This is a genomic window from Thalassobium sp. R2A62, from assembly GCF_000161835.1.
Taxonomy (GTDB): domain Bacteria; phylum Pseudomonadota; class Alphaproteobacteria; order Rhodobacterales; family Rhodobacteraceae; genus Thalassobium.
In genome coordinates, this window is sequence record NZ_GG697169.2 from 1,668,134 (window position 1) to 1,691,451 (window position 23,318).

18 protein-coding genes and 2 pseudogenes are annotated in these 23,318 nt (G+C 52.6%); 7 read left to right on the forward strand and 13 right to left on the reverse strand.

All coding sequences use genetic code 11. The annotated features are described in order from the left end of the window. Position 1: 1 nt before the first annotated feature. The 6 genes and pseudogenes from TR2A62_RS08330 to TR2A62_RS08350 all read right to left on the reverse strand — a co-directional run bounded on the left by TR2A62_RS08330 (position 2) and on the right by TR2A62_RS08350 (position 6,651). A complete protein-coding gene (locus tag TR2A62_RS08330) occupies positions 2–805 on the reverse strand; it encodes an ABC transporter permease (protein WP_009160464.1) in 804 nt (267 codons plus the stop codon). Between the two features lie 56 nt (positions 806–861). Continuing rightward, positions 862–1,857, reverse strand: a complete 996-nt coding sequence (locus tag TR2A62_RS08335; protein ID WP_009157728.1) for an ABC transporter substrate-binding protein — start codon at positions 1,855–1,857, stop codon at positions 862–864. Beyond that, positions 1,854–2,957, reverse strand: a complete 1,104-nt coding sequence (locus tag TR2A62_RS08340) for a LacI family DNA-binding transcriptional regulator (protein ID WP_009158753.1) — start codon at positions 2,955–2,957, stop codon at positions 1,854–1,856. The genes TR2A62_RS08335 and TR2A62_RS08340 overlap by 4 nt, the downstream gene beginning before the upstream one ends. A 540-nt stretch (positions 2,958–3,497) precedes the next feature. Further along, a pseudogene (locus TR2A62_RS19530) lies at positions 3,498–4,079 on the reverse strand (Hint domain-containing protein); the annotation flags it as partial. Positions 4,080–5,639: 1,560 nt separating this feature from the next. Further along, positions 5,640–5,834, reverse strand: a pseudogene (locus TR2A62_RS19100) (IS6 family transposase); the annotation flags it as partial. A 91-nt stretch (positions 5,835–5,925) separates the two neighbouring features. Next, complete coding sequence (locus TR2A62_RS08350) at positions 5,926–6,651, reverse strand: metallophosphoesterase (RefSeq protein ID WP_040820494.1); 726 nt, start codon at positions 6,649–6,651, stop codon at positions 5,926–5,928. Positions 6,652–6,781: 130 nt separating this feature from the next. On the opposite strand from TR2A62_RS08350, the gene TR2A62_RS08355 reads away from it, so the two are divergent. The 3 genes from TR2A62_RS08355 to TR2A62_RS08365 all read left to right on the forward strand — a co-directional run bounded on the left by TR2A62_RS08355 (position 6,782) and on the right by TR2A62_RS08365 (position 10,904). After that, the gene (locus TR2A62_RS08355; RefSeq protein ID WP_009160805.1) at positions 6,782–8,902 is read left to right on the forward strand and encodes a YjbH domain-containing protein; all 2,121 of its coding nucleotides are present in this window, start codon (positions 6,782–6,784) and stop codon (positions 8,900–8,902) included. Between the two features lie 74 nt (positions 8,903–8,976). Continuing rightward, positions 8,977–9,534: a YjbF family lipoprotein gene (locus TR2A62_RS08360; RefSeq protein ID WP_009160025.1), complete on the forward strand. Its 558-nt coding sequence runs from the start codon at positions 8,977–8,979 to the stop codon at positions 9,532–9,534. Between the two features lie 11 nt (positions 9,535–9,545). Continuing rightward, positions 9,546–10,904, forward strand: a complete 1,359-nt coding sequence (locus tag TR2A62_RS08365; protein ID WP_009158207.1) for a polysaccharide biosynthesis/export family protein — start codon at positions 9,546–9,548, stop codon at positions 10,902–10,904. 472 nt (positions 10,905–11,376) lie between these two features. Here TR2A62_RS08365 and TR2A62_RS08370 read toward each other — a convergent pair whose 3' ends face one another. Continuing rightward, the gene (locus TR2A62_RS08370; RefSeq protein ID WP_009160367.1) at positions 11,377–13,527 is read right to left on the reverse strand and encodes a polysaccharide biosynthesis tyrosine autokinase; all 2,151 of its coding nucleotides are present in this window, start codon (positions 13,525–13,527) and stop codon (positions 11,377–11,379) included. A gap of 194 nt (positions 13,528–13,721) precedes the next feature. Between TR2A62_RS08370 and TR2A62_RS08375 the strand changes: the two genes are divergently transcribed. Then, positions 13,722–14,003 carry a hypothetical protein gene (locus TR2A62_RS08375; RefSeq protein WP_009160563.1) on the forward strand — a complete coding sequence of 94 codons (282 nt, stop codon included), beginning with the start codon at positions 13,722–13,724 and terminating at the stop codon, positions 14,001–14,003. 846 nt (positions 14,004–14,849) lie between these two features. On the opposite strand, the gene galE is transcribed toward TR2A62_RS08375, so the two are convergent. From galE to TR2A62_RS08390, 3 genes are all read right to left on the reverse strand, one after another. Next, positions 14,850–15,833: a UDP-glucose 4-epimerase GalE gene (gene galE / locus TR2A62_RS08380; RefSeq protein ID WP_009157382.1), complete on the reverse strand. Its 984-nt coding sequence runs from the start codon at positions 15,831–15,833 to the stop codon at positions 14,850–14,852. Between the two features lie 10 nt (positions 15,834–15,843). Next, a complete protein-coding gene (gene galU / locus TR2A62_RS08385) occupies positions 15,844–16,737 on the reverse strand; it encodes a UTP--glucose-1-phosphate uridylyltransferase GalU (protein ID WP_009158405.1) in 894 nt (297 codons plus the stop codon). 122 nt (positions 16,738–16,859) lie between these two features. Then, positions 16,860–17,537, reverse strand: a complete 678-nt coding sequence (locus TR2A62_RS08390; protein WP_040820500.1) for a sugar transferase — start codon at positions 17,535–17,537, stop codon at positions 16,860–16,862. 1,190 nt (positions 17,538–18,727) lie between these two features. Between TR2A62_RS08390 and TR2A62_RS08395 the strand changes: the two genes are divergently transcribed. Beyond that, complete coding sequence (locus TR2A62_RS08395; RefSeq protein ID WP_009159964.1) at positions 18,728–19,228, forward strand: hypothetical protein; 501 nt, start codon at positions 18,728–18,730, stop codon at positions 19,226–19,228. A 238-nt stretch (positions 19,229–19,466) separates the two neighbouring features. Here the strand turns inward: TR2A62_RS08395 and TR2A62_RS19105 are convergent, their stop codons facing one another. From TR2A62_RS19105 to TR2A62_RS08410, 3 genes are all read right to left on the reverse strand, one after another. Then, entirely contained in the window at positions 19,467–19,691 is a 225-nt protein-coding gene (locus TR2A62_RS19105) for a hypothetical protein (protein ID WP_223296090.1), read from the reverse strand. Positions 19,692–20,505: 814 nt separating this feature from the next. Continuing rightward, positions 20,506–21,087 carry a hypothetical protein gene (locus tag TR2A62_RS08405; protein ID WP_040820503.1) on the reverse strand — a complete coding sequence of 194 codons (582 nt, stop codon included), beginning with the start codon at positions 21,085–21,087 and terminating at the stop codon, positions 20,506–20,508. Next, positions 21,084–21,377 (reverse strand): hypothetical protein, encoded by a 294-nt coding sequence (locus TR2A62_RS08410; protein WP_040820505.1) that lies wholly within the window; start codon positions 21,375–21,377, stop codon positions 21,084–21,086. Before TR2A62_RS08410 ends, TR2A62_RS08405 begins: the two co-directional genes overlap by 4 nt. A gap of 375 nt (positions 21,378–21,752) precedes the next feature. Here TR2A62_RS08410 and TR2A62_RS19535 point away from each other — a divergent pair, with 375 nt between their 5' ends. Both TR2A62_RS19535 and TR2A62_RS17600 read left to right on the forward strand, forming a co-directional pair. Further along, positions 21,753–22,013, forward strand: a complete 261-nt coding sequence (locus TR2A62_RS19535; RefSeq protein WP_369699503.1) for a transposase — start codon at positions 21,753–21,755, stop codon at positions 22,011–22,013. Positions 22,014–22,483: 470 nt separating this feature from the next. Further along, entirely contained in the window at positions 22,484–22,705 is a 222-nt protein-coding gene (locus tag TR2A62_RS17600) for a hypothetical protein (RefSeq protein ID WP_009159979.1), read from the forward strand. The last annotated feature ends 613 nt before the right edge of the window (positions 22,706–23,318 follow it).

Genomic DNA, 23,318 nt, shown 5'->3' on the forward strand with positions numbered 1-23,318 from the left:
GTCAGCCTCCTCCGGCCACGGTTGAACCTGACAAGGACCGCGCGATCAGCAGCAAGATCCATGTGACGATGCCCAGCACAATTGATAGGGCCGCAGCCATGGCAATGTTGGCTGACAAGGTGAATTCGGTGTAGATCACCATCGGAATAACATCGATGTTCGTCGCCAGCGTGAAGGCAGTGCCAAAGGCACCCATGGCGGTCGCAAAGGCAATCGCACCAGAGGCAATCAACGACGGCATTAATCCGGGAATAATAACGTCCATCACGACGCGGTAAGGGGATGCGCCCATGGTCCGAGCCGCTTCCTCGAGCGATGGATCAAGCTTTTCAGCAGCGGCCATGACGGTCAACAGGACACGCGGGATCGAAAAATATAGATACCCCAAGAACAAACCAATTGCGGAATAGGCGAAGACCACATGGCCCGGGGTCAGTTGGTTCACCAATCCCTGACGACCGCCCAACAGGATGATCAGAAAGCCGATCACAACGCCGGGAAACGCCAACGGCAGAGTGAGCACCGACAGCACGGTTCCACGGCCCCGAAATTGGTTGCGCACAAGAAACATGCCTGCCGTGGTCGATACCGACAGGGCCGCAATGGTGGTCGCAGCCGACACAAGCACTGTCAGAACGAGCGTGTTCAGGTATCGCGGTTTGCGTACGATGTCGAGATAGACTGCCCAGCCTGCGTCCCCTTCGCCCGATGCAAGAAACAACCGCCCAAGCGGCAATGCCAAAAACAGCAGAGAAAAGATGAACAGTGGCGTGAGACACGCCAGTACAAAGGTCCGATTTGTCATAAGAAATCCTCGGGGGTCGCGTCCGAGAACACGACCCCACAGTTTTGAGGGTTGAGTTAGTCGACTTCGGCCAAATAGCGTTCGCCGAACCCAGCCTGCGCTTGCTCCATCACGGCATAGTCCACAGCAACGGCGCGTTCGTAATCGCTCGCGGGCAAGAATTTATCGGCCACCTTAGCAGGCAGCTCAACAGGGCGGGCTGGCTGCAAATAGGCATTCGTCCAGATCGCCTGACCTTCGTCGGACAGAATGAAATCGAGAACCCGCTTTCCCAGTTCTGGGTTTGGTCCGTTGTTCACCAGGCTCATCACGTAAGGAACGCGCACCGACCCTTCGCACGGAAGCACGAATTCAAAGTTGCCGTCTTCTTCGTACTTGCCGCGATAGGCGTTGAAATCATAATCGAACAAGATCGGAATTTCGCCGGATACCACGCGTGCATAAGATGTTTGCTTGGGAACGATGGGTGAGTTTTCAGCCAACTCGTTAAAGTAGTTGATCGCTGGATCGAAGTTGCCCAGATCGCCCCCGAAGGCGAGATTGACGGCAACCGCGCCCGCGTAGCCAACAAATGCCGACGACGGATCAAGATATCCGACCATGCCTCGATACTGCGGGTCCTTCAGATCAGCGAAGCACTGTGGCACTTCTGCGCCACCAAGGGCGTCGACATTCACAAAAAACCCAAGTGTGCCATAGTGGATCGCAAACCAGCGGCCCTCTGGGTCTTTCAGGCCATCAGGAATTTCATCAAACCCCGCAGGGAAATACGGTGTTGCAACACCCTCATTGCCGGCTTTGATACCAGTCGTCACACCATAATAAGCAACGTCAGCGATCGGGTTGTCACGCTCTGCCAAAAGCTGGCTGAGCGTCTGGCCAGAGTTCTTGTTGTCATGCGGCATCTGAATATCGAGGTTTTCGTCAATCGCTTCCAACATTGAGCCCCAATCAGCCCATTGCGGTGGACAGTTGTAACACACTGCATCTTCAGCAAATGCAGGTGCGGCAAACGTTATTGTAATAAGGGCTGCGCCAAGTTTATATTTCATTGTGATCTCTCCTGTTGGATTTTTGCTTGTCTGTGGGTTTGGTCATTTGACGACGGAAAGGCTGCAACCTTTCCGTCGTCTTCGCTTTCGGCAACCAAAGGCGTGAGACTGCCCCCGTCGCGGAAACTGAATGTTTGGTCCTTACTCGGGAGTTCCGGCGGCGTGGAACCGTCGATCATGGACAGGATCGTCTTACTTGCCCCGGCCCCCAATGCGCGTGGTTCGGTGGCAATCGTCGCCAAGGTCGGATCAATCATCTGACCTACTTTGATCCCGTCAAAACCGATGATCGACAAATCGCGCGGCACATCAATCGACAACTGGCGCGCGCTGCGAATGGTCGCCAAGGCGCGATAGTCGTTTGATGCAAAGATGCCTGTAATGTTCGGATGCTGCTTTAGAAAAGCCTCCAGTCGGAGCGTCAGATCGTCAACGTCGTCATCGACTTCAAGCAAAGCAGGCGGCGTCATGTTGTGAGAGGCACAGCCTTCGGCAAAGCCCTCGAAACGCTGGCGTGCACGATCCGAACTCAGAAAATCCAGCCCGAGGAAGCCTGTGTGTTTGTGTTTGTTATCATGAAAGACGCTCGCCACTTTTGCGGCCGCTGCATGGTCATCCACCGCCCAGCTGTTTTGTCCTTCGGGAGCCGTGTTGTACAGCAAGCTATAGGGCACCTTCCGCGATCGTAGCAAATCCAGCCCTTCACTATTGTTAACATCACCAACGGTCAGAATAATTCCATCGACTTGTTTAGAGATGAGCGTCCGAATAGCATGGGTTTCCATCTCGGCGTTGTAGTTCGTGCAGATCAACAGCATTTGATAGCCAGCATCGAGACACACCTCTTGTGCGCCTTGCACCGCATCGGCGTACACAGGGTTTTCGATGGATGGCACCACGCAACCGATCGTGCGGGTTGTGCTGCTTTGCAGAGATCGGCCGACCTCACTGAAGTGAAAATCAAGCTCTTTTACCGCCACCATGACCTTTTCGCGCATCTTGGGGCTGGCAGGGCCCGTCTGGTTCAGCACCCGGCTTACAGTAGCTACACCGCAACCCGCACGTTGTGCGACGTCTTTTATTGTGGCCGATTGAACCAACTCCCACCTCCCAATGGAAACGTTTCCACTAATTGGTAGTGAAAAACGAGACGTTAGGCAAGAAAATTCCCCTGACGATACTTTCTACACAAGAAAACAACTTCTTAACATCTGGAAAGCCCAGTCGTAGTGCCGAACGCTGGTTGCGAATTACAGATCTCAAGGGGCAATCCACGGCCAGAAACCGATGATTCCTTTTCGCGAAAAATATGCTGCTTACTGTCTGTAAAGTTGAGGCTGGATAGACCAAGAAATACAAACGCCAAGCACGCCTAACGACGGCTATCTTTCAACCGCGTTATGTGCTCGTGAGGATCACACAACGGATCCAAAGCAGCAGTGATGACGGCCCAGCATCCCGCACCCAGATGTTGCAAGGCGGCTTCGCGACTGATGACGGTCTCTTCATCCTTCAAATGCAAGCCGAGGCGCTTGAACTTGGTGAAGATGCTGCATCACCGCATGGATTAAGAATCGATCAAAACTGGCATAGACGAGGCCTGAGCAAACTGAGACGTCTCATCAATTTCAGGCTAAACGCTAACAGCTCCCAGCCATATACGCGCCAAGCAGCTTGCCCTCTTTATGCTTGAGGCTCATGCGGGCGGCGGGGCCGTAGTCGTTGAGGGTGCCGTCAGCAAGCTGTGGGAAGAGCGTGAGGATCTCATCCCGTGTGGCTTGATCCAAGGCTGTCCAGCCCTGTTGGCCCGGGTGGAAGCTCTCAGAAGCGCAGCCTTGAGCGTAGATAATCTCGTGGGTATCAAACAGCATGTGGAAATACTCCACGTCCCCCCCTTCGTCACGCAGGATAGAGTGGTCATTCACCAGAGACTTGGCTGTGGCCAGCACTTCAAGTTCACCAAAGAGCATCTCTGCCTGCCAGCCTTGCAGGAGCATACGGTGCTGTGGGCTGACACGTAGGTCACGGTCATTCCCGAGAGCACCCTTGCGGATCAGGATGGGGGCAAGATCGCCTGTAGCTGCTCGTTTGGACGACCCGATCCAGCGTATGGGCTGATACCCGTGGTCCATCGTCAGTACCATGTCGCCAGCAGCAAGCTCTTCAATCGGGCGCTCGCCTTGATTGGTCTTGATCAGGGTGCCACGGGTGAAGCAGACTGGCGGACTTGCATAGTTGCCCACGAGGAAATTCGTGTTTCCGTCCTCCAGAAAGTCATCAAAATCCCCGTCAGAGTTGAAATCGAACTGTTCCTTGGTGGAAAATGTACCAGAGCCAGAAGTTCCAATTCCACTATTGGGCGCTACAAAAAGTTGGTCGAAGCTCGGACCGCCGTTCTGCGGTTGCATGATATTTGCGGACGTAAAGTTCACATAACCGTCGCCCAAACCACTGAGACTGGTTTGAACATTTGCGGTTTGACCAGGGTTTTGAGGCGCATAGTTATATTTTACCGTGCCAGCCAAGTAGTCTGCGTAGCTATCATAGACGGTCACATCAGCCAGACCCGTATTGCTCGTCGGACTGATCTCGCCATTGGCATCGACCTGGTTGACCTTCAGGACAACGATGTCGTCATCTTGGAAAACACTCTGCGCATTAACAGTGATTTGGCCTTGGCCTTGATAGCCAGCAGAAGAATTGGCGTTTACGACTGGACTTTTTGCAACGTCGGCTCCGCTTACAATTATTTCGGTCGTAGAGTGGCTGCCGTCTGGTACTGGTGGGGTGCTAACCAGGGGCGGTTGCGAGCTGCCTTGGTCCGGCGCTCCGTCAAATTCGGAATAGGCGTAGCCTTGGGTATCGCCGAACTTGTCTGGCGATACCCTATTGTTATTGTCCGTCGCAATAAAAGTTAAACTATCCCCATCCGAGACAGGGAATGGGTAGGCTAAATATATTGCACCGAGGGCGGAGCCTCCAAAGCCAACAAGCTGTGCAAACCCTGCGTCACCTGATGTGTCGTTTATAACTTCAACTTGGCCGATGGCATTGATTTGAGTCCCTGCGGAGTAAGTAGTCCCATCCAATGTAACCGCATCGGTCAAGACCGCATTCGCCCCAGTCTCTGCGAAATTCTGACCTCCAAAATCTTCGAAAACACTATCGTCATCAGTAATTGTGACGGAAACTCCGTCGTCTGAAAAAGTTGCTGTCCCGCCAGTATCATACGCGCCCATTAAGCCACTGCTTGCAACGCCGGGCATTTGAGATAATGGATATAACCTTATCGTATAATCGGACATTTTTGCCTCCTAATGAGCTTGTGCGCGCTTTCTCCTCTTGGTCAGAGAATAAAACAGCACTCCCGCCCTAAGCCAAGACTCCTTCGAATAGGTTAAGTATCTAAATGGATGCAATTGGGCCTGTTACGCGCCCTAAACTATCACTTTCCAAGCGACTGTTTTCATTGGGGAAACAATGCGTGATGCGACAGGGCGCAAATCACGAATGAGGCCGCTGCTTTGTGTTCATCGTCAGCCCAACACGATTTGCGGACGCTTCAAAAAGAAAAAGGCCAGACCCGAAGGTCCAGCCGCAAAGTTTAGATGTCCTGACAGGGAGTTCAGAAGCATCGTATAAACTACGGTGTTACGTTACTGTTGGATCACCTTGAGGTTTCAGAGCTAAATCTTTGTCTTGGATTCAGAGGCGCAAACCCGATCCAGTCCGATCCTACGCTCAGAATCGTCAGGGACCCTATCGAACCGAGATCACAACCCCAGCTCAGCCGCGAACATTGGGCCAAACCTATGCCACCAACAGCACACAGTTTTGTAGCTGATATCGATACCGCACTCGTGCAGTAGATCTTCAACGTTTTACGATAAAAGTGGGCAACGGACGTACATCATCGCGGCAAGAAAGATGATTTTCCGGCTGCTATGAAAGTACCTGAGAGGGTTGCTTTTATTCATAAAAAGAAGCTGCAAAACCGCCCAGCCTCTATCAGCCTAATTCACCCTGACAGTGCCCAGAGCGGAGTGATTCCGACGGGGACTTCATGTTTCAAATAAATGTCTCGAAGGACACGCCGCCTTGAGTGATCAGTGCTTGGCTGAGCCGGCCAGTCGCATATGCGCCGGTGTCAACGTTAATGGTGCCGCCGCGGATCAATGGCTGTTCGACGATAGTGTGTCCGTGGACTACCCAGGTTCCGTCGATACGGTCTGTTGTGGCAAAATCCGGATGGCCCCAGCGCAGTGTTTGCAGGTCCTGATCTTGCAATGCCGTCGCCGGATCAGCCCCAGCGTGAACGACGCCGACATTGCCTGACTGCCAGACTGAAGGCAGGGAGCGGAGCCACTGAAGCAGCTCCACTCCCATGGCGGTTTCCAACTGATCCCGCGCGATCTCCAGTGATTTGGTAGAGCTTGTCTCGGATGCCCCCGCGACGCCGAAACTCGCTAGCGTTTGAAGCCCGCCGTAACGAAGCCAGCGTGCGCCGTGCTGGGTCGGGTCATCGAGGAACCGCAGAAGCATATCTTCATGGTTGCCCATCAGGCAGATCAGATCGGCGCGGTCGCACAGGTGGCGCAGGACTGCTGCGCTGTTTTCGCCACGATCGACGTAATCGCCAACGAGGATGGTCTGAGCATTCGAAGCCGCATTCAGGGCTTTGTCCATCAGATCGGCCCGTCCGTGGATATCGCCAATGATACGAAGGTTCTGTCTCGGCGCGATCGGAGGCATTTGCGTCCTTGATCGTTGCTGTTTGAAAAAGCTTTTAAACATGAAACTCCCAGCGTCATATCTGATGCAAAGCCGCAACGACCGCGCTCATAAACAGGTGTTTTGAGACTTGCAAAAGTTGCAGGTTCTTTCAAGGGCGACTAAAGGCTACCCTATATTAACTGGGACGGTCATGACTCGTTTTTTTGCGCCATTACTTGCGATATCTAGTTTGGCGTTTGCGTGTCCAGCTGCTTATGCGAATACCCTTTCGACCCTCGGCACGCCCGGCCTGATCGACATGCCCACAGCCGAGGTTCTAGACGACGGTCATGTCGCGCTGACGACGAATCGGTTTGGGGATATCTCGCGGAACACGATGACGTTCCAAGTGCTCCCCCGTGTGTTTGGCGTCTTTAGGTACAGTATTAATAGGGGGTATTTCGGGACCCGTGAAATTGGTAATCCCGACCTCTTTGACCGTAGTTTTGACCTTAATTATCAGATTTTCGATGAGACCGAGGACCGGCCTGCGGTGGCGTTCGGGCTTCGTGACTTTGGCGGCACGGGCATTTTATCAAGTGAGTACATCGTCGCGACAAAGCACTTCGGTGAGAGGTTCATCGCAACGGGCGGAATTGGCTGGGGTCGCATGGCGCAGCGCGGAGCATTCGACAATCCGCTCGCCATCCTTTCGGACCACTTTGCTGACAGGCCCAATGCCAGTTCCGGTGGTATCGCCGCTACGGGTCAACTTGACTTCGGCTCCTGGTTCCGTGGCGACGCGGCGTTTTTCGGCGGTATCGAATACCAAGCCACTGACCGCCTAAGCTTCCAGTTGGAGTATTCCAGCGATGCTCATGAAAACGAAGTCGGGCGTGGCATTATCGACATCGATTCCCCGTTCAATGTTGGCCTGAACTACGCCTACCCAAACGGTGGAGCACTGCGGGCTTTTGTCATTGGCGGCGCCACGGTTGGCCTGCAATACTCCTATACGTTCGATCCCGCGGAGCGCCGTTCCCCGGGCGGACTCGAAGAAGCGCCTTTGCCGATTCCGCCACGCAATGACGCGGTGCTTGCCAGTTGGGGGCTGGACGATCCAACCACCCAAGGGCGCGCAGAGGAACTGTTAAAGTCGCTGCTGAACAACGAAGGCATCGCCCTTGAGGGCTTCTCGACCGCGGGTTCAACGGCGATCGTGCGCATTCAGAACCGGCGCTTTGACGTCGAGGCGCAGGCGATTGGCCGCACGGCACGGGTGATGGCGAATGTCTTGCCTGCCTCGATCAGCACCTTTGAAATCATAGTGCAGCCCTTTGGCATTCCCAACAGCCTAGTCACGCTGCGACGCACGGATCTGGAGACGTTGCAAACCGATTACGACGGCGCGTGGTTGTCACAAGCCCGCAGTCAGATTGTTGACGCCCCGACCAACATAGGCCGTGGCGACGAGCTAGATGGCGCATTCCCGAAGTTCTCCTATGGCTTGACCAGCTACACCGCGCTCTCGTTCTTTGATCCTGATCAGCCCGTGCGCTTTGACGCGGGCCCGCAACTGACAATCGGCTATCAGCCGTCTCCAGGGCTGAGCTTTGACGGCGTGTTTCGCTACCCTTTATATAGTTCCATCGACGATGCAACGCGGCAGTCGAACTCTGTCATTCAAAGGGTCCGCTCCGATGCCGCCCTCTACGCGATTGAATCTGATTTTGAGATCAACCGCTTGACAGCCGAGTACATGTTCCGCCCCGCGCCCAATTATTTCGGGCGTGTTACGGCGGGCTACCTAGAGGATATGTATGCAGGCGTTTCCGGCGAAATCCTTTGGTATCCCGTGGACAGCAACCTCGCCCTTGGGGCCGAATTGAACTACGTCGTCCAGCGCGATTTTGACATGCTCTTTGGCCTGCAAGACTATGATGTCGTGACCGGCCATGCCTCGGCCTACTATGATTTTGGCAACGGGTTCGTGGGGCAAGTTGATGCGGGTCGCTATCTTGCAGGCGACTGGGGAGCGACGTTTGGCGTGGATCGCGAATTCAACAATGGCTTTAAGATTGGCGCCTATTTCACCCTGACGGATGTGTCGTTTGATGATTTCGGCGAGGGGTCGTTTGACAAAGGCATCCGGTTCTCGGTGCCGAACTCGTGGTTCACGGGTGAACCTTCGCGTGAAACGGTGACGCGCACGATCAAGCCTGTCCAGCGCGACGGTGGTGCGCGTTTGAATGTGGCGAACCGCTTATACGGCGTTACGCGCGATTACCGCGCGGACAGCTTAAGCGACGGTTGGGGGCGGGTGTTCCGATGATTTGGCGTGCGTTGACACTCTGTTTGGCCCTGGGCGCGTGTAGCAATGCCCCAGATTTCGCGGATCCGGCTTCGGTGGCGCTGCAATCCTTTCGTGGCCAGCAGAAAGAATTCTCGCCACGATTTTTACATCTATTGCGTGCAAAAGCGCCAACGCTCCAGGTCGGTTTTATCGAACAAAAAACCAGCGCGAACCTTTTACTGGAACGTCAAGATGCAGCCTTTGCCTATTGGCTGACAGCGGACGGCGCGCATATCATTTTGCAGTCGGGTATGTTGCACAGCACGCGCGGCGTCGGCGAGGGGCTTTTGGCGTCTGAACTTAGCCAGCCATTGGCGCTGGTGGGCGGGATGCAAGGCGGGTGGTCTGACCGTTTTCATACCTACCTTGACGGCAACGACAACGCCATCAGCCGCACCTATCGGTGCCTAATCGAAAATGAAGGCGTCAAAGAAATTACGCTATTGGACGGCCCAACCAATACAATCCTGATGACCGAAAACTGTCGTAGCCTTGACCAACAGTTTCTTAATTTCTATTGGGTGAACCAAACCTCAGGTGCAATTCTATTGTCTCGCCAATGGGCGGGTCCCGAAGTCGGACAAGTTTCGATCCGTACCGTTCCCCGGTGAAGGAGTATTAAATGCTGAAACAGATTTGCGTAGCACTAGCAATTGTGGGCATGTCAGGATGTGACACGGTTTATCGATCTGCAGATGTAGAAGCCGGAATTGGCGATGGCACGAATGTTCGCGTCGTGCGCATAACCGCTGAAACCGTGGTGCAGGCGAACCGCTCACTGTATCAGCCGCGTACCTTGCCAGCGATCTTTTCGCAAACCGCAGGTATGGGGTCAACGCAGCGTGGTGCTGGCGCACTTCCCACGCCGACCTTTCAGCCTGCAACACGCCCCGACACCCTGATCCTGCGCGAACCGCCCGCCGCAATACCCGGACCCTATACCATCGGCGTTGGCGATGTTGTCTTGCTGTCGACGCCCAGCAATGGGTCCACTGTTGAAGAACTCTCTGGCCTTCTGGCCGCGCAAAACTCACGTCAGGGCTATACTGTTCAAGACGACGGTTCGGTCAATATTCCCAACGTCGGGCGCGTGCGTATCGCTGGCCTGACGATTGAAGAGGCCGAGGATGCGCTGTTCCAGCGTCTCGTCGAGAACCAGTTTGACCCGACCTTCAGCCTCGAGATCTCCGAATTCAATTCACGCCGTGTGTCCGTAGGCGGCGCCGTGGGACAGCCAGGCGTGTTGCGTATTGGTTTGCAGCCTGTCCTGCTTGGCGACGCTTTGGCGACCATGGGCAGCGTTACGGTTCCTGATCAGGATCTTGCGACCGTGCGGATCTACCGGGATGGCACGCTCTATCAAATTCCGGTCACGACACTTTATGCACGTGCCGATCTGTTGAACATTCGTCTCCTCGATGGCGACGCCATCTTCGTAGATACCACTTTTGAGCTCGACCAAGCCCAGACCTATTTCGAACAGCAGATCACTTTGAACCAAGCCCGCCGGGCCGCCCGTGCGGCGGCTTTGAACGAACTGACAGCCGAAGTCGCGATCCGTCGGGGGCAATTAAACGAAGCCCGCGAAAACTATCAGCTGCGGCGTGAACTTGGCGCCGGTAAGAGAGATTATGTCTATTTGGCGGGTGAAGTCGGCAACCAGGTTCGTTTTGCACTGCCATTTGCAACGACAGCGAATCTGGCGGACGCTGTCTTCGATAACGCGGGTGGTTTGGCCAATGAGACGAGCGACGTGTCACAAATCTACGTGCTGCGCGCCTCTGACGATCCTCGTGATTTTGGCGCGATTACCGCTTGGCACCTCGATGCACGCAATGCGGCGAATTTCTCGCTCATGACCAATTTCGAACTTCGCCCCAACGATGTGGTCTTTGTTGCCCAGCAGCCGATCACCCGGTGGAACCGCGCCATTTCACAGATCTTGCCTACCATATTTAGCGCGGCGAATTTAGCGAACTAATCTCGATTTAGGAATTCAAAATCATGAAATTTATACCCCTTCTATTGTGCGGCGGAGCCGGCACGCGCCATCAAAAAATTGTATAATCAATCACTCAACGAACCTAGAGCCTCCTTTGCTCAAGCAGATTTGGTGACAAACTTCATATGACGACGGTACGTTCTGCATCCAGATGACGATGTTTATTAGCTCCAAACCGACCCAACACTAAGCCACATCAATTTTGGCTCCGGGGGCGACCTGATGATCTGCGAATTGGCACGGATTTTTTGCGGACGTGACCGGCCATCACAGAGCATTTGAGTATGACGCCACTAAACCGGACGTAGCACCATGTAAGCTGATGAATATCAGCCGCCTGTCCCGTTATGGTTGGGCTGCGGCGATACCGATCAAAGACGGTATCAAGCAAAATTACGATTGGTTCCGTGAGCAGAGTCTTGACGGGCTTCGCTCGAAGTAGGTCGAAGCCTCAATTCGCGTAATAGGTCGATCCGTACCCCGAATACGCGCCATACCTGCCCCCATACCCATATCTATTCATTCCCTTCTCACTGATCTTGCTCAAGGCCAGTCCGGTGATGCGTTGACCGGAGTTGTGGAACAGGCGCAGGCTTTCTTCGAGTTGAGACTTTGAGGTTTTGTCCCAATGCAGGTTGAAAATCACTGCATCCGCTTGCTCGGCTATGATGCGTGCGTCGGGCACGACAAGGATCGGTGGGGTGTCGATGATGACGGCGTCATAGGTGTCGCGGGCCGAAGCGATGAATACCTTAAACGCCTCCGAAGAGAACAGATCAGCCGCATTCGTGATCGCATTTCCGCCAGCTAGGATGTCGGCGCCGAATCCTTCACTTTGGAACACAGCGTTCGACAAGGTTTTGTCACCACTCATTACGGATACAAGTCCGTGCTCCGGTACATTCTCAAAATACTCGTTCAACGTCCTGCGGCGGATGTCACCCTCCACCAGAAGAACCTTCTTTCCGAGACCCAAGAGGTTTTGCGCCAAGGCAATTGAATTGGTCGTCTTGCCTTCGCCGGGCACAGCCGACGTCAGCATGATCACTTTGGGAGGATTGTCGATATGGGACAACATCAGCGAGGTGCGCATATTGCGATAGGCTTCCGCGGCGGCGGACATGGGTTTATCCGTCAGGTATCGGAGAACATCGCGGCGCGTCTTGGCCGGAATGAGAGGGATCTGGCCCAAGACAGTGTAACCCGTCGCCCGCTCAAGATCGCCGGCTGTCCGAAACCCGTTGTTTCGTGCCTCACGCATCAAGATCGCGCCGACGCCCAGCATCAACCCAAGCATGCCCGACATCGCGAGGATCAAGGACTTACGCGGCTCGGAAGGTGCGTCTGGCACCACTGCGTCGGACAGAATCCGGCTATCAGCCTGCTGGATGCCCTGCTGCGCCGACGTTTCGTTAAATCTGGTCAGAAAGTATTGGTAAAGAACTCGGGTCGCCTCGGCCTCTCGGGTCAACTGCTGGAGCGAGATCAGATCATCGCTTTGCTGTTCCAAATCAGTGACAAGGGCCTTTTCAGAGGCCCGCAGCGCGCTGAGCTGTTGATCCAAACGGCCTAGATCTGCTTGAAGCCGTGCCTTGACCAAGGCAAGGCGGCTATCAAACGCCTGCTGGAAACTCTCGTCGTCTTGCACAAGGGGCAGCAGGCGCATTAACTGAGCATCATCGACCAGAGCTGCCTGATCGGCACTTGTTTCAGCGACCTCAAGCGTATCGACTTTACTGACCAAGGCCTCACGACTGATCGCCATCAATTCAACGCGATCGCGCAACTCCTTGATTTGACGCTCTAAAGCTTGCAACGCTTCGACAGACACAAGGTCAGTCGTGGCGCTGAAATTCGACACTTCCGCCTCTGCTCCTTCGAGGGTTACCTGTAATTCGGCGACCCGTTCGCTCAGCCAAAGAGTGGCCGTTTCTGTCGCCTCAAACTTCACCTCAATCTGGTTGAGAATATAAAGTTCTACGACAGTATCCGCGATCAGCGCAGATTTGCGTGCGCTTTCCGTCTCTACCGTGACCTGGAACACGAGGCTTTGCGGTACATTGCGCACGGTCATTACAGCAAGTAATTTCGATATAACACTATCACGAGTGCGCTTAGCTAGTTCCTCATCGTGCAAAGGAACTACTGGCGGGGTTAACCCAAACACGTCCTTAATGCCTACCTGCAAGGCGTAAAGATCCGATGGTTCCCTCAGGTTGTCGTTGAATTCCGGATCATTGACCAGATCGAGCAGATCCACGACCTTACCCATCAATGACCGCGCGCGCAGGACTTCGACTTCGGAATTCACCTCGGACGTGTCGCCTGACAGCCCGCCAACCACCGACTGAAGATCCAACAACTGCTGCTGGTCTGTCTCGAGAATTACCACCGCGGTTGAGCGATATTTAGGGACAGCGACCGCGTAAGAATAATATCCGCCGATTAATATCGCAATCGCCGTGACCAGCGCGATCCAATACTTACCGCGCCAAAGCGTTGAAAGCAGAGATCCGAGGTCGATGACATCCTCGTCCTGAGGAATTACATTTTGTGTATGGGCGGCACCTGTTGCACCGTCCGCATGTTGGGTAAATTGCATAAAATTGATACTTATTGACCGTAAGTTTAGCTATTTTTATCATAACGCAATACCATTGCCATAGCGACTCGAAAGTAGGCGAACTGACCTGCGGCAAAGTAATACAATTTGTTGATTGCCAACGAAGGACATCTCTTTCGTTGGGCTAGTTAGTGTGATATCCTCTGGCTCAAGATTTTTATGGAGAACCCACGATGTTTCGAACGATTGTAATTTCCGCGTTGGCTGCCCTTCTTGTTACCTCACCGGCTTTTGCCCAAGAGTTGGTCGTTGAGGGTCAACCCCCCATTGAACAAGCAATAGACTGCGATAACCCAGACAACGCTGACGAAGCTGAGTGCTTGCTGTTGCCCCTCGGCGGCGATCAAATCACCAACTTCGTCCCGCTCGTCGCACCACTCCTCGGTGCCGCAGCCGTAGCAGCCGTGGCGGCGGGCGGCGGGAGCACAACCAGCACGACCAGCACAACAAACTAATCCAGCCATCACGGCGCGTTCTGGAAGGCCTCGCATTGCGGGGCCTTTTGTTTTTTTTAGTAAATACAGTGGGTGTCCACAAATAGTGTAGGAATAGCAGCAGGGAAGAAACACCAGTTCGCGTATCGGCAAACAACAATCTTGAGCGGTCCTACATGGCGCAGGGCATGATCGTCATGGGGGACCTGATCGACGCCCGCACACAACTGAACGAAACCCGTACCCGTGACGGGCGCCAAACGTGGTCCGAAATTGCACTGTGATTCGCAATCGATAGCGGCACTGCCCCGGCATATTAATCCTAATGGGAGGTCATGCGGCCCCCCCCATTTTCAACGTTCAGTATTATAGGTGTCAGCTACTTTGTTTCACCAATCGGCTTTAGTTCGGACATCACATTACCTTGGACGGATTCAGGCTACGACCACAGTACGGGGGATGCCAAGAGCTGTGAGACCGTTTGAGAACAACACCCGGATTTGGATCTTCGCAACCTTTCGATCAAAGTCACTCACAGAGAGGCACTGACCGGAGGGTGGCACACAATGTAATCCTGTCTCTACGCGACTTTGGCGGTGACATCCATTCGATCGTCGCCACAAGGCGCGCCTCTAGCACTTTGAAGAGCGCGCCGCTTCATTTCGCGCCCTGCCACCAGCTATACTCGGCGGCCACATATTTGCATATTTGCGCGGCGATATGACTGCGTGGGGGTCTCAGGCTGTAATGGCGTCATGACACTTGCGTGCACCTTAGAGCTCATCTGCTGTGACGCTCCCGATGTCCTCATCCGGCGGCATCTGGTCCAGCAGCTCAGGCAATGTCGGGGCGTCGTCAATGCTCCGGCTAGCGATCGTAATGCCCCGACTGATGCCAGCGCCATGCATCAGCTATCATCGTCTTCATATCAGATCGCGACGGTTGCCACCCGAGATCGCGGCTCGCGCGTTCACTGCCGGATACCAGCTTGGTGCAATCACCCGGACGCCGGCCACCCTCTGCGACGGGGACGACACGGTTGGTCACATTTGCCGAGGCATCGATAACTTCTCGAACCGAGAATCCTGTTCCCGTACCGAGGTTGAAAATCTGATTGCCTTTGCCCTCTTCGAGCCACTTGATCCCCAGCACATGCGCATCGACCAAGTCACAGATATGGACGTAGTCGCGGATGCACGTCCCATCTGGCGTGTCATAATCTGTACCAAAAATCGTCAAGGCATCTCGCTTGCCATCAATCGCATCCAGCATAAGAGGGATGAGGTGAGTTTCCGGTTGGTGAAACTCGCCGACGTCACCGTCAGGATCGGCACCAGCGACATTGAAATAACGGAAAATAACGCTCTCTAGACCGTCGCTCTCAGCATAGTTGGCTAGGATGTCCTCGATCGCGCGTTTGGACGCGCCATACGCGTTTATCGGATCTTGAGGGCAATTTTCGTCAAGCAGTACGTTGTCCTGATCCCCATAGGTCGCGCATGTTGAGCTAAAGACAAACCGATTACAGCCCGCAGCAACGGCAGCTTCGATCAAGGTCAAAGAACCGACGACATTGTTACGCCAGTATTTGCCTGGATGCACCATGCTTTCGCCCACTTGGGAAAGGGCAGCAAAGTGCATAACGGCCTCGGGTTGATAGGCGGCGAACACCTGATCCAGCGCAGCGCGATCCAAAAGATCACCTTGCTCGAACGGGCCAAACTTTACCGCGTCCTGCCAGCCAGTTACCAAATTATCAAATGTGATGGGGGTATAGCCAGCTGCAGCAAGCGCCTTGCATGCATGAGAACCGATATAGCCTGCACCACCGGTTACAAGGATGTTTGTCATTGGGTTTACTCTATTCCACAGCGGCGCGCATCGACACCATTTCGTCAAGGTATTGGCCAAACTCATCGCGCAGCTCTTCGCGAGCAAGACCAAACGAAACGGTTGCTTGCAAGAAGCCAGCCTTAGAGCCGCAGTCAAACCGCTGGCCACGGAACCGATATCCGAACACTTCGCGTTCATGCTCGATCTCTTGAGCAATCGCATCGGTCAGCTGCACCTCGCCACCAGAACCTGCTTTGATCTGGTTGAGGTTCTGCATAATTTTCGGTGTCAAAATATAGCGGCCAATCACAGCCAGGTTCGACGGTGCTTGGTCTGCAGGCGGTTTTTCAACCATCCCTTTGACTGAGACCATGTTGCCCATGTCTTCTTTGATGTCGAGTACACCATAGGCCGAAGCTTTGTCGTGAGGCACTTCCATCGCAGCAACCATACAGCCACCCGTTTCTTCGTGCGCTTCGACCATCTGCTGCAGACACGGTTTTTCGGCTGCAATGACGTCATCCGGCAAGATAACTGCAAAAGGCTCGTTCCCGACCAAACGACGAGCACACCAAACGGCGTGACCCAACCCCATAGCCTTGTGCTGGCGAATATAAGCAATCGCCCCACTGTCCATGTTGGTATCTTTGAGCGTTTGTAGCAGTTGATCTTTGCCCTTTTTCCGCAGCTCTTGTTCTAACTGGGGGGCGTGATCAAAGTAGTCTTCGAGAGCACCCTTGCCCCGCGACGTAACAAAAATGAATTCCTTGATGCCGGCGGCGCGTGCCTCGTCAATCGCGTATTGGATCAACGGTCGGTCGACCAGCGTCATGATTTCCTTTGGGACAGACTTAGTTGCTGGCAGAAAACGAGTTCCCAGTCCAGCAACAGGAAAGATTGCTTTTGTTACTCTCTTTTTCATGTTCGCCCCATCGTTAAGCCAAGTGTTGGCAAGTTTTGTTTGTCGTATCAGTGTGCGTGCCTAAATTGGGACGATCTGCAATTATTATGAACAGATTTATCTTGCTGCTCTATTGGCGAAGGTCACCTACCTGTTGGTTGGATCATGACCGTGACTGTTTTAGCGATAAGTAATATGTCCGAAAAAATGCCAATAGTTGCGGCGTATTTCCGATCCATCTGTACTCGCTCAAAATAGTCGCCACTACTGCGCCCCTCAACCTGCCAGACGCCAGTTATTCCCGGCTTAAGTTCCAGGTACGTATCCCGATGGACCCCGTACCTCTCGATTTCCACGGCCGTAACAGGGCGTGGCCCAACGAAGCTCATGTCGCCCGCCAGTACGTTCCAGATTTGCGGCAACTCATCTAGACTGGTTTTGCGTAAAAATTTACCGACTTTTGTTATGCGGGGATCATTCGTCAACTTTTGAGTGTCCGCCCATTCTTGTGCAGCCTGGGGATTGCTCTCCAAGTAAGCTGTAAGCCTGCCTTCTGCGTCGGCAACCATCGTTTGGATCTTGTAGCACGAAAAGATCTTACCATTTCGCCCTACACGGCGATGGCCGAAAAAACCCCTAGATCCGCCGGAACGCACCACAAGCCAAAGCAGCGCAATCACCGGCAGCAAGATAGGGAGCAAAACAAGAGCAAAAGCCAAATCTAGCGTACGTTTACCCCATAACTCATAGTGTGCTTTTTTCCGCGTAAAAGGCGCGATAACGACACCTTCTTTGAAGGAATGAAAATCCTGGTCGCTCATCGGGCAGTCTCTCAATGTACGGACCCACTAAAGTGGCCGCATAGTTTAACGTTTCATTAGCGAATTTGTGTATTCGCCCTACTAAGAATCTCAGTTAACAAGAGAACAATCAAAATGATACCCTTTAGTACAAATTTTCTATACGAAAGAGTATAAATGTTGACATAAGGGTATATCTTGATGATTTTTTCACGATTTGCAGGAGTGCGTATGGCGGCTACGCGGCTCCAATACGCGACGTAACTGCAATCTTTTTCTACTATCTTGCGACTATCACTCTGAATTCTTTGATCTTCGCGCGGCAATTCTCTAACGTGTGCTGCCACTTGTAGACCTCCACGCCATAGTGACGCTGGGTTTTGCGGTTTGCTTTGGAAAGGAGCACAGCGATTGCACCGCGCTACTCGAGGTCATGCAACAACCCGTCCGCACCCGCGAGAAAACCACTCTGATAAACAAGCGATTTTTTGCCATAGCTCCAGCAGCCAATTTTACCGGAGAGATGTGGGTCAAGCCGTTGCTGCAAGGCGTCCGGTACCACAAACTGTCCCTCATCCGTTAAAATCTTAATTCTGGAAGCTCGTGTCAGAGACCAAACAAAATGGAAATTTTGAATATCCAAAGAACCTAGGTAACCATAATTGCGCCAACCACGGTTTTTACTGTTTTAGTGCAATAGGCAGAAACCAAATTATCCCAGAAGTTGTCAAAGTTACGCACCTTCACACTCTCCGCATCCACCGTCTTGTGCCTCAGCAACGCAGCTTTCGCCTAGGAAGCAATCGCCGCTGAAACAACCAATCAGGAAATTGATTGTGATGATCCTGAAAACACAAACGCAGATCAATGCCTTGATTTGATCTTCGGCGATCAAGCAATCACGAACGTCGCACCAGCTGCGGCAGCTTTAAGCCTTCTGGTGGTTGGCGGTGGTTGCGGTGGCGGCACAACGTTCACAATCTCGACGACCAATACGACCAGTCCAACTCACCGCTTTCTGAAAACCCTGTTTTGGCGGGTTTTTTGTAAAATGATTCATAACCTCGAGTTAACTTTCTCTAAAACACCTCTTTAATCGTAAAAAATCTCTTACTGCGAAATAACCTCTCTTTAACGCCCACCCTGCCAAACCCGTCCCAAGCGTGGGGGCGCTGAGTGGTCAAAGATCACTCTCGATTTTGGAGTGGAACATGAGGGTCTTTCAACGTACGATACGCTTTCGCCCAGTGGCGCGAATTGGGAAAATTACACTGCTGGCGGCAACACTATTCGCCACAACGTTTCCCCAAACAAGCCAGGCACAAACTGAGGTCAGCTTTCAATCTGAGCCCTTGATCGTCGGCAACGATCGCGGCGGCCTTTTGCTCGAAAGATTGCGCCAACTGACGCGACTGAGCCGCGAAAGCCGTCCAGTCCAAATCCGTGGGAACATCTGCTTTTCGACCTGTACAATGTACATAGGGCTGCCCAACACCTGCGTGTTGCCGACAACAACCTTCGGGTTTCATGGTCCAAGCTCGCATGGGCGCGCCTTATCTCCCGCGACTTTTGATCAGGCGTCCAGCATAATCGCCGACCATTACCCCCCTGCCCTTCGGGAATGGTATATGGAAACCGGCCGCTACAGGGTAAACAATATGTATCGGATCAGCGGTCAAAACCTGATCAACATGGGCGTTCGTTCGTGCTGATCAATACTTACTTTGCGCGGTCTAACCATTTGTGTCACACGGACCAAGGTCATGCTTACACCGTGTAGAATTTTTTGAAAATCTAATAGAAACGCGGGAATATCAATGAGTTCATCGTACATACGCCCCATGCCTTTGAGACTAGAAATGTGGATGAAATAGCTGTTAGCGTTTGCTCGTTTTTTGATGGCGACGGCGTTGTTTAGCCGCTACGTGTCCCTGTCACAACCGGCCGGCTTTAACTTTGTTTTAGGCAGCGCGCTGGACGTGTGGGGCTATCCTCGAAATTCTCAAAGGCGGCATTAAGCACCTCCAGCTCTCTGTGCAGACTTTTGGCAGGGTGACGCATAATAGCGTCGCCCACCTCGTCATCGCGTCCGTCCCACAACGCAGTGGCGATTTTTAAACCGTCTTTTTTTATAGGTTTTCGGCCATAAAACAGCATGGATGCGGAGTTTTGCATTAGAATATTAAAGGAGGCGATGACCAAGCAGGGACGGCAAAGTTCACTTGATCGACAACCGCATGATCAAGCGGTTTTGGTGATCTCTTCAGCACGAATGCGTTCACGGGCTTGTCATAGAGAGGGGCTCCGAAATGAAGGCAATTATCCGCAAATGGTTGGACTATTATAGCACTGAGAGATCTTACTCGTCCCCCGGCATCTTGCCCCCAGATTAGGCTTAAGCAGCCAAACCAGAATTAATGAGTTTAGGAGCCTGACCTCAAAACATGTTGCACCTTTACTAGGCTAAATACTGGTCAAAAAGCAGGACCAATTCTGTCTGAGACCGCTACAGAAACCGCGAGGCTGGATGTGTCTCCTGTGAACTATGCGCTCAGCGTATCACAACTGAGCACGAACTTTGCCTTTCTATAAAGGACGCGTTCCCCCTTACTGAGCATCATACGCTAGTACTCGCAAAACGAAACGCAACTGACTACTTCGACCCTCATCGGCCAAAACGCACTGCTAATGAGGCAATGCTTCACCAACGGCACCAATTCATCCTAGATCAAGATGATAAGGCCACATACTTTAATGTAGGCATCAATCTTTAATGTAGGCATCAATGCAGGGGCATCATTAGGCCAGACTGTGCCATGCACACCTACACTTGATACTAATGCATGACGGTTGCGTCTTTGGCTCCAGGAGTCGAGTGCGTGTGCTTATCCCAGATAAGTAGGGGCGCTGAGATGTTTATCGTTAGGCAGAAAAATACAGTCGGGCAGCAGATATTCACGACCAAACAATGGAACTAGACAAAGTGACATTAAGCATCGTGCGCCTTGGCAAGCAGTCTAGCAAACCTGAACAAATACATCAGAATAACAAAACAGGCGCAAAGCCCGAATACATCACCAATCATGTACCCTATTACACTTAAGAGTTCAGCGCCTTGATGTTGCAAAAAACTCAACGCAATGCCGTTCGCTAGTGAAGAACTCGCTCCGGAAAATATCAAAAACTTCCACAAACCGGGCGACAGCGCTCTATTTCTAAAGAGTGGTATAAATGTGGCGGCTTTATACCCCAAATAGCACGCAATCATGCTCACGACTGGCGTCATAATGTCGAGATCAGTACCTGCAGAATTCGAAAGCGCTAAAAATAAGTAGCTTGCCGGTAGTAAGTAAAAGATCGCCTGCCAGCCAAAAAAATAGAAAGCCAAAACCCTCACGCCATGCGGCAAATACAATAAGCCAATGTCGAGTAGTGAGGAGCCCAAAAGCATGCTTTGGAGAGGAAACACAAAGCCAAGCGTAAGTGCGCAAGAAACAACGTAGAGGATGTTCACCAACACGAAGTTGTGGAAAGCATCTTTCACGCCGGGAAGAGCTTTTGCTCCATTCATTCACCAACGCCTACAAGCGTGTACAAGCCACGCTTCTCGCCACCCTTTGCGATTTGGCCCAAGCTCTCAAGATTTTTCAGCGCACGAAACAGAGATGGGCGAGAGTAAAAGTCGTTCAACGGATGCTCCAAAATTTCCTTTGTACTAACTAACCTTGCATCACCAGCTAAGTCAGCGACAGAACTCAGGACAGACTTTTCGATAGCGCCAATGTCTCTGATACCCACCTCTAGCTCCATCTCCGCAAGAAGGATTTGCAGTTGAGCAATATTCTTTAGCAGGGAACTCATTTTAAATATACTCTCCGTTTAAAAGTTTAATGCAACTGCGCTTTGCATATCACAAAAAAAATATGTTGCATAAAAATAATATATAGTATCATAGTGATACTTATCTGGTAGTGTGAGTGTGTAAATTTTGATAGCAAAGGCTGATCTGCCACTTCAGCAGGTCAGCCTCTTTATCTTACCCAGTGAAAATTTTGTATCCAAGACTTTGTTGCACAGCACGCATCTAGCAAGAATTAACTGTTTGAATTCAGAGTTCTAGCTAGCGTTGATGAGCAGCTGGACACCCGCGAAGTACAAGACCTGAAATTTGGTAGAGTATAAACTTCCCTTGAAACAGCGCGGGTAGAAGTCGATCCAGTTCGGCTCTAAGGCGGTGTGGGAGGCTGTTCCGTCTGGCCGGCCAGTACGAAGCAAGCCTATAGCGAAGCCACGATTCAGGCCTGTCTGACACTCAAATTGCTGTTTGGTTTGCCGGAGCGGCAGACAGCAGAGTTTGGGCATGTTTGGCGAATTTTGTCGTCCGGGACTGGCCTGTCCCGGACGACAGTACCATGCAGCCGCCCACATCCCAACGATTCAACACGGCCCGCGCATCGGCGTAACGGCAATCGTAAGCCAGTTCATGCACCGCATTAATCATCGCGTTAACATCATTGCTCGATTGTGGTGGTATCACGCACGCTTGGGTCGCAAGACCAAAGACCAGCCCGTCCGCGAAGGCTTCAGTTGTCACCGTCCTGTGGGTGGCGTGTCGGTTACGGAACCTGCGGCAAACGCCTCCATCGGGGCTAGAGCCTGGAACCCAGCCGTATTTGCAGGTATCATACGCATCAAACAGCCCTTTTGATATAGGTACTATTAGTTGCGCCGGACGCGTCAAACCGGTTTCAAAAAACTCCTAACGCCACGGCACATGCCCAAAACCCATTTTTCATCCTAACTTCGCCACACGAGCCATTCCGACCCCTACCCAACTTATTCCCGCAGCAGACGTATTGTGGACTTGCACGTCGCAGACGTCAGACTTGCGGTGATTGGAATAATACTCCTGATCGCCTGGGCCACGGGCCAAACCCAGTTTGGTGCGGTCATCGGACTGTCCATCTATGATGATCGCTTCTTTCGTGGCGGCTGCCTTTTATCACCTCACTCCTTGGAAACATCCACGCCCGTTCCCATGCCAGATTGATCAGGCGGCAGTCCACCTCAAGAACCCAACGACCTTTAAGCCGCTCATCGCGCTGATGGGAATTGACGTTTTGATCTGGCAAGCAATTGGTTACGAAGGTCAGCAATTCACAAGTTGCAAAGCAACTTTAAGGGAATAATCGGCCGGCGGAGCGTAACAGGCTACAGAAGCGCGATTACAATCGCCCACATAACGCCACAGCTTGGCGCACCCAAGAACCAAACGGGCTGTTGAAATAACCGGCATGTTCGGCACCTATCAGTGCCCCAACAGGCGGGCAGGTCCAACGGTAAAGTAACGTCGTACCTTAGCTGATAATTCTGAACTCCCTGTAAGGACATCTAAACTCGCGACTAGACCTTCAGGTTTGACTTTTTTCTTTTTGGGCATGTCTGCAAATGTTGTTAGTCTACCCACGGACACAAAGCATCCATCCGCACGTTGGCCGCCTCGTGAGTGACATGCACCCCGTCACGTCAGGCATTCCCCCCAATCAAACCAGTCTTCACCAAAACAACGGGTGAGGACGCGTAATAGACCCCATTATATACCTTTGGACACCCAAACCATTCGGAAGAGGCGTGGCTTGGCGCTAGAGCTCTTAGTACGCTTGGTCATGTAGCAAACGCCTCAGGGTCTCCGGACAATAGAAAGGACGAAGCGTTGGATAAATTCACCAGCTTCGAGACCCTTTTTTCAGAGCAAGGCTGCGAAAGTAGTGTGAGCAGATAGGCCATGTAATTAATAGATAT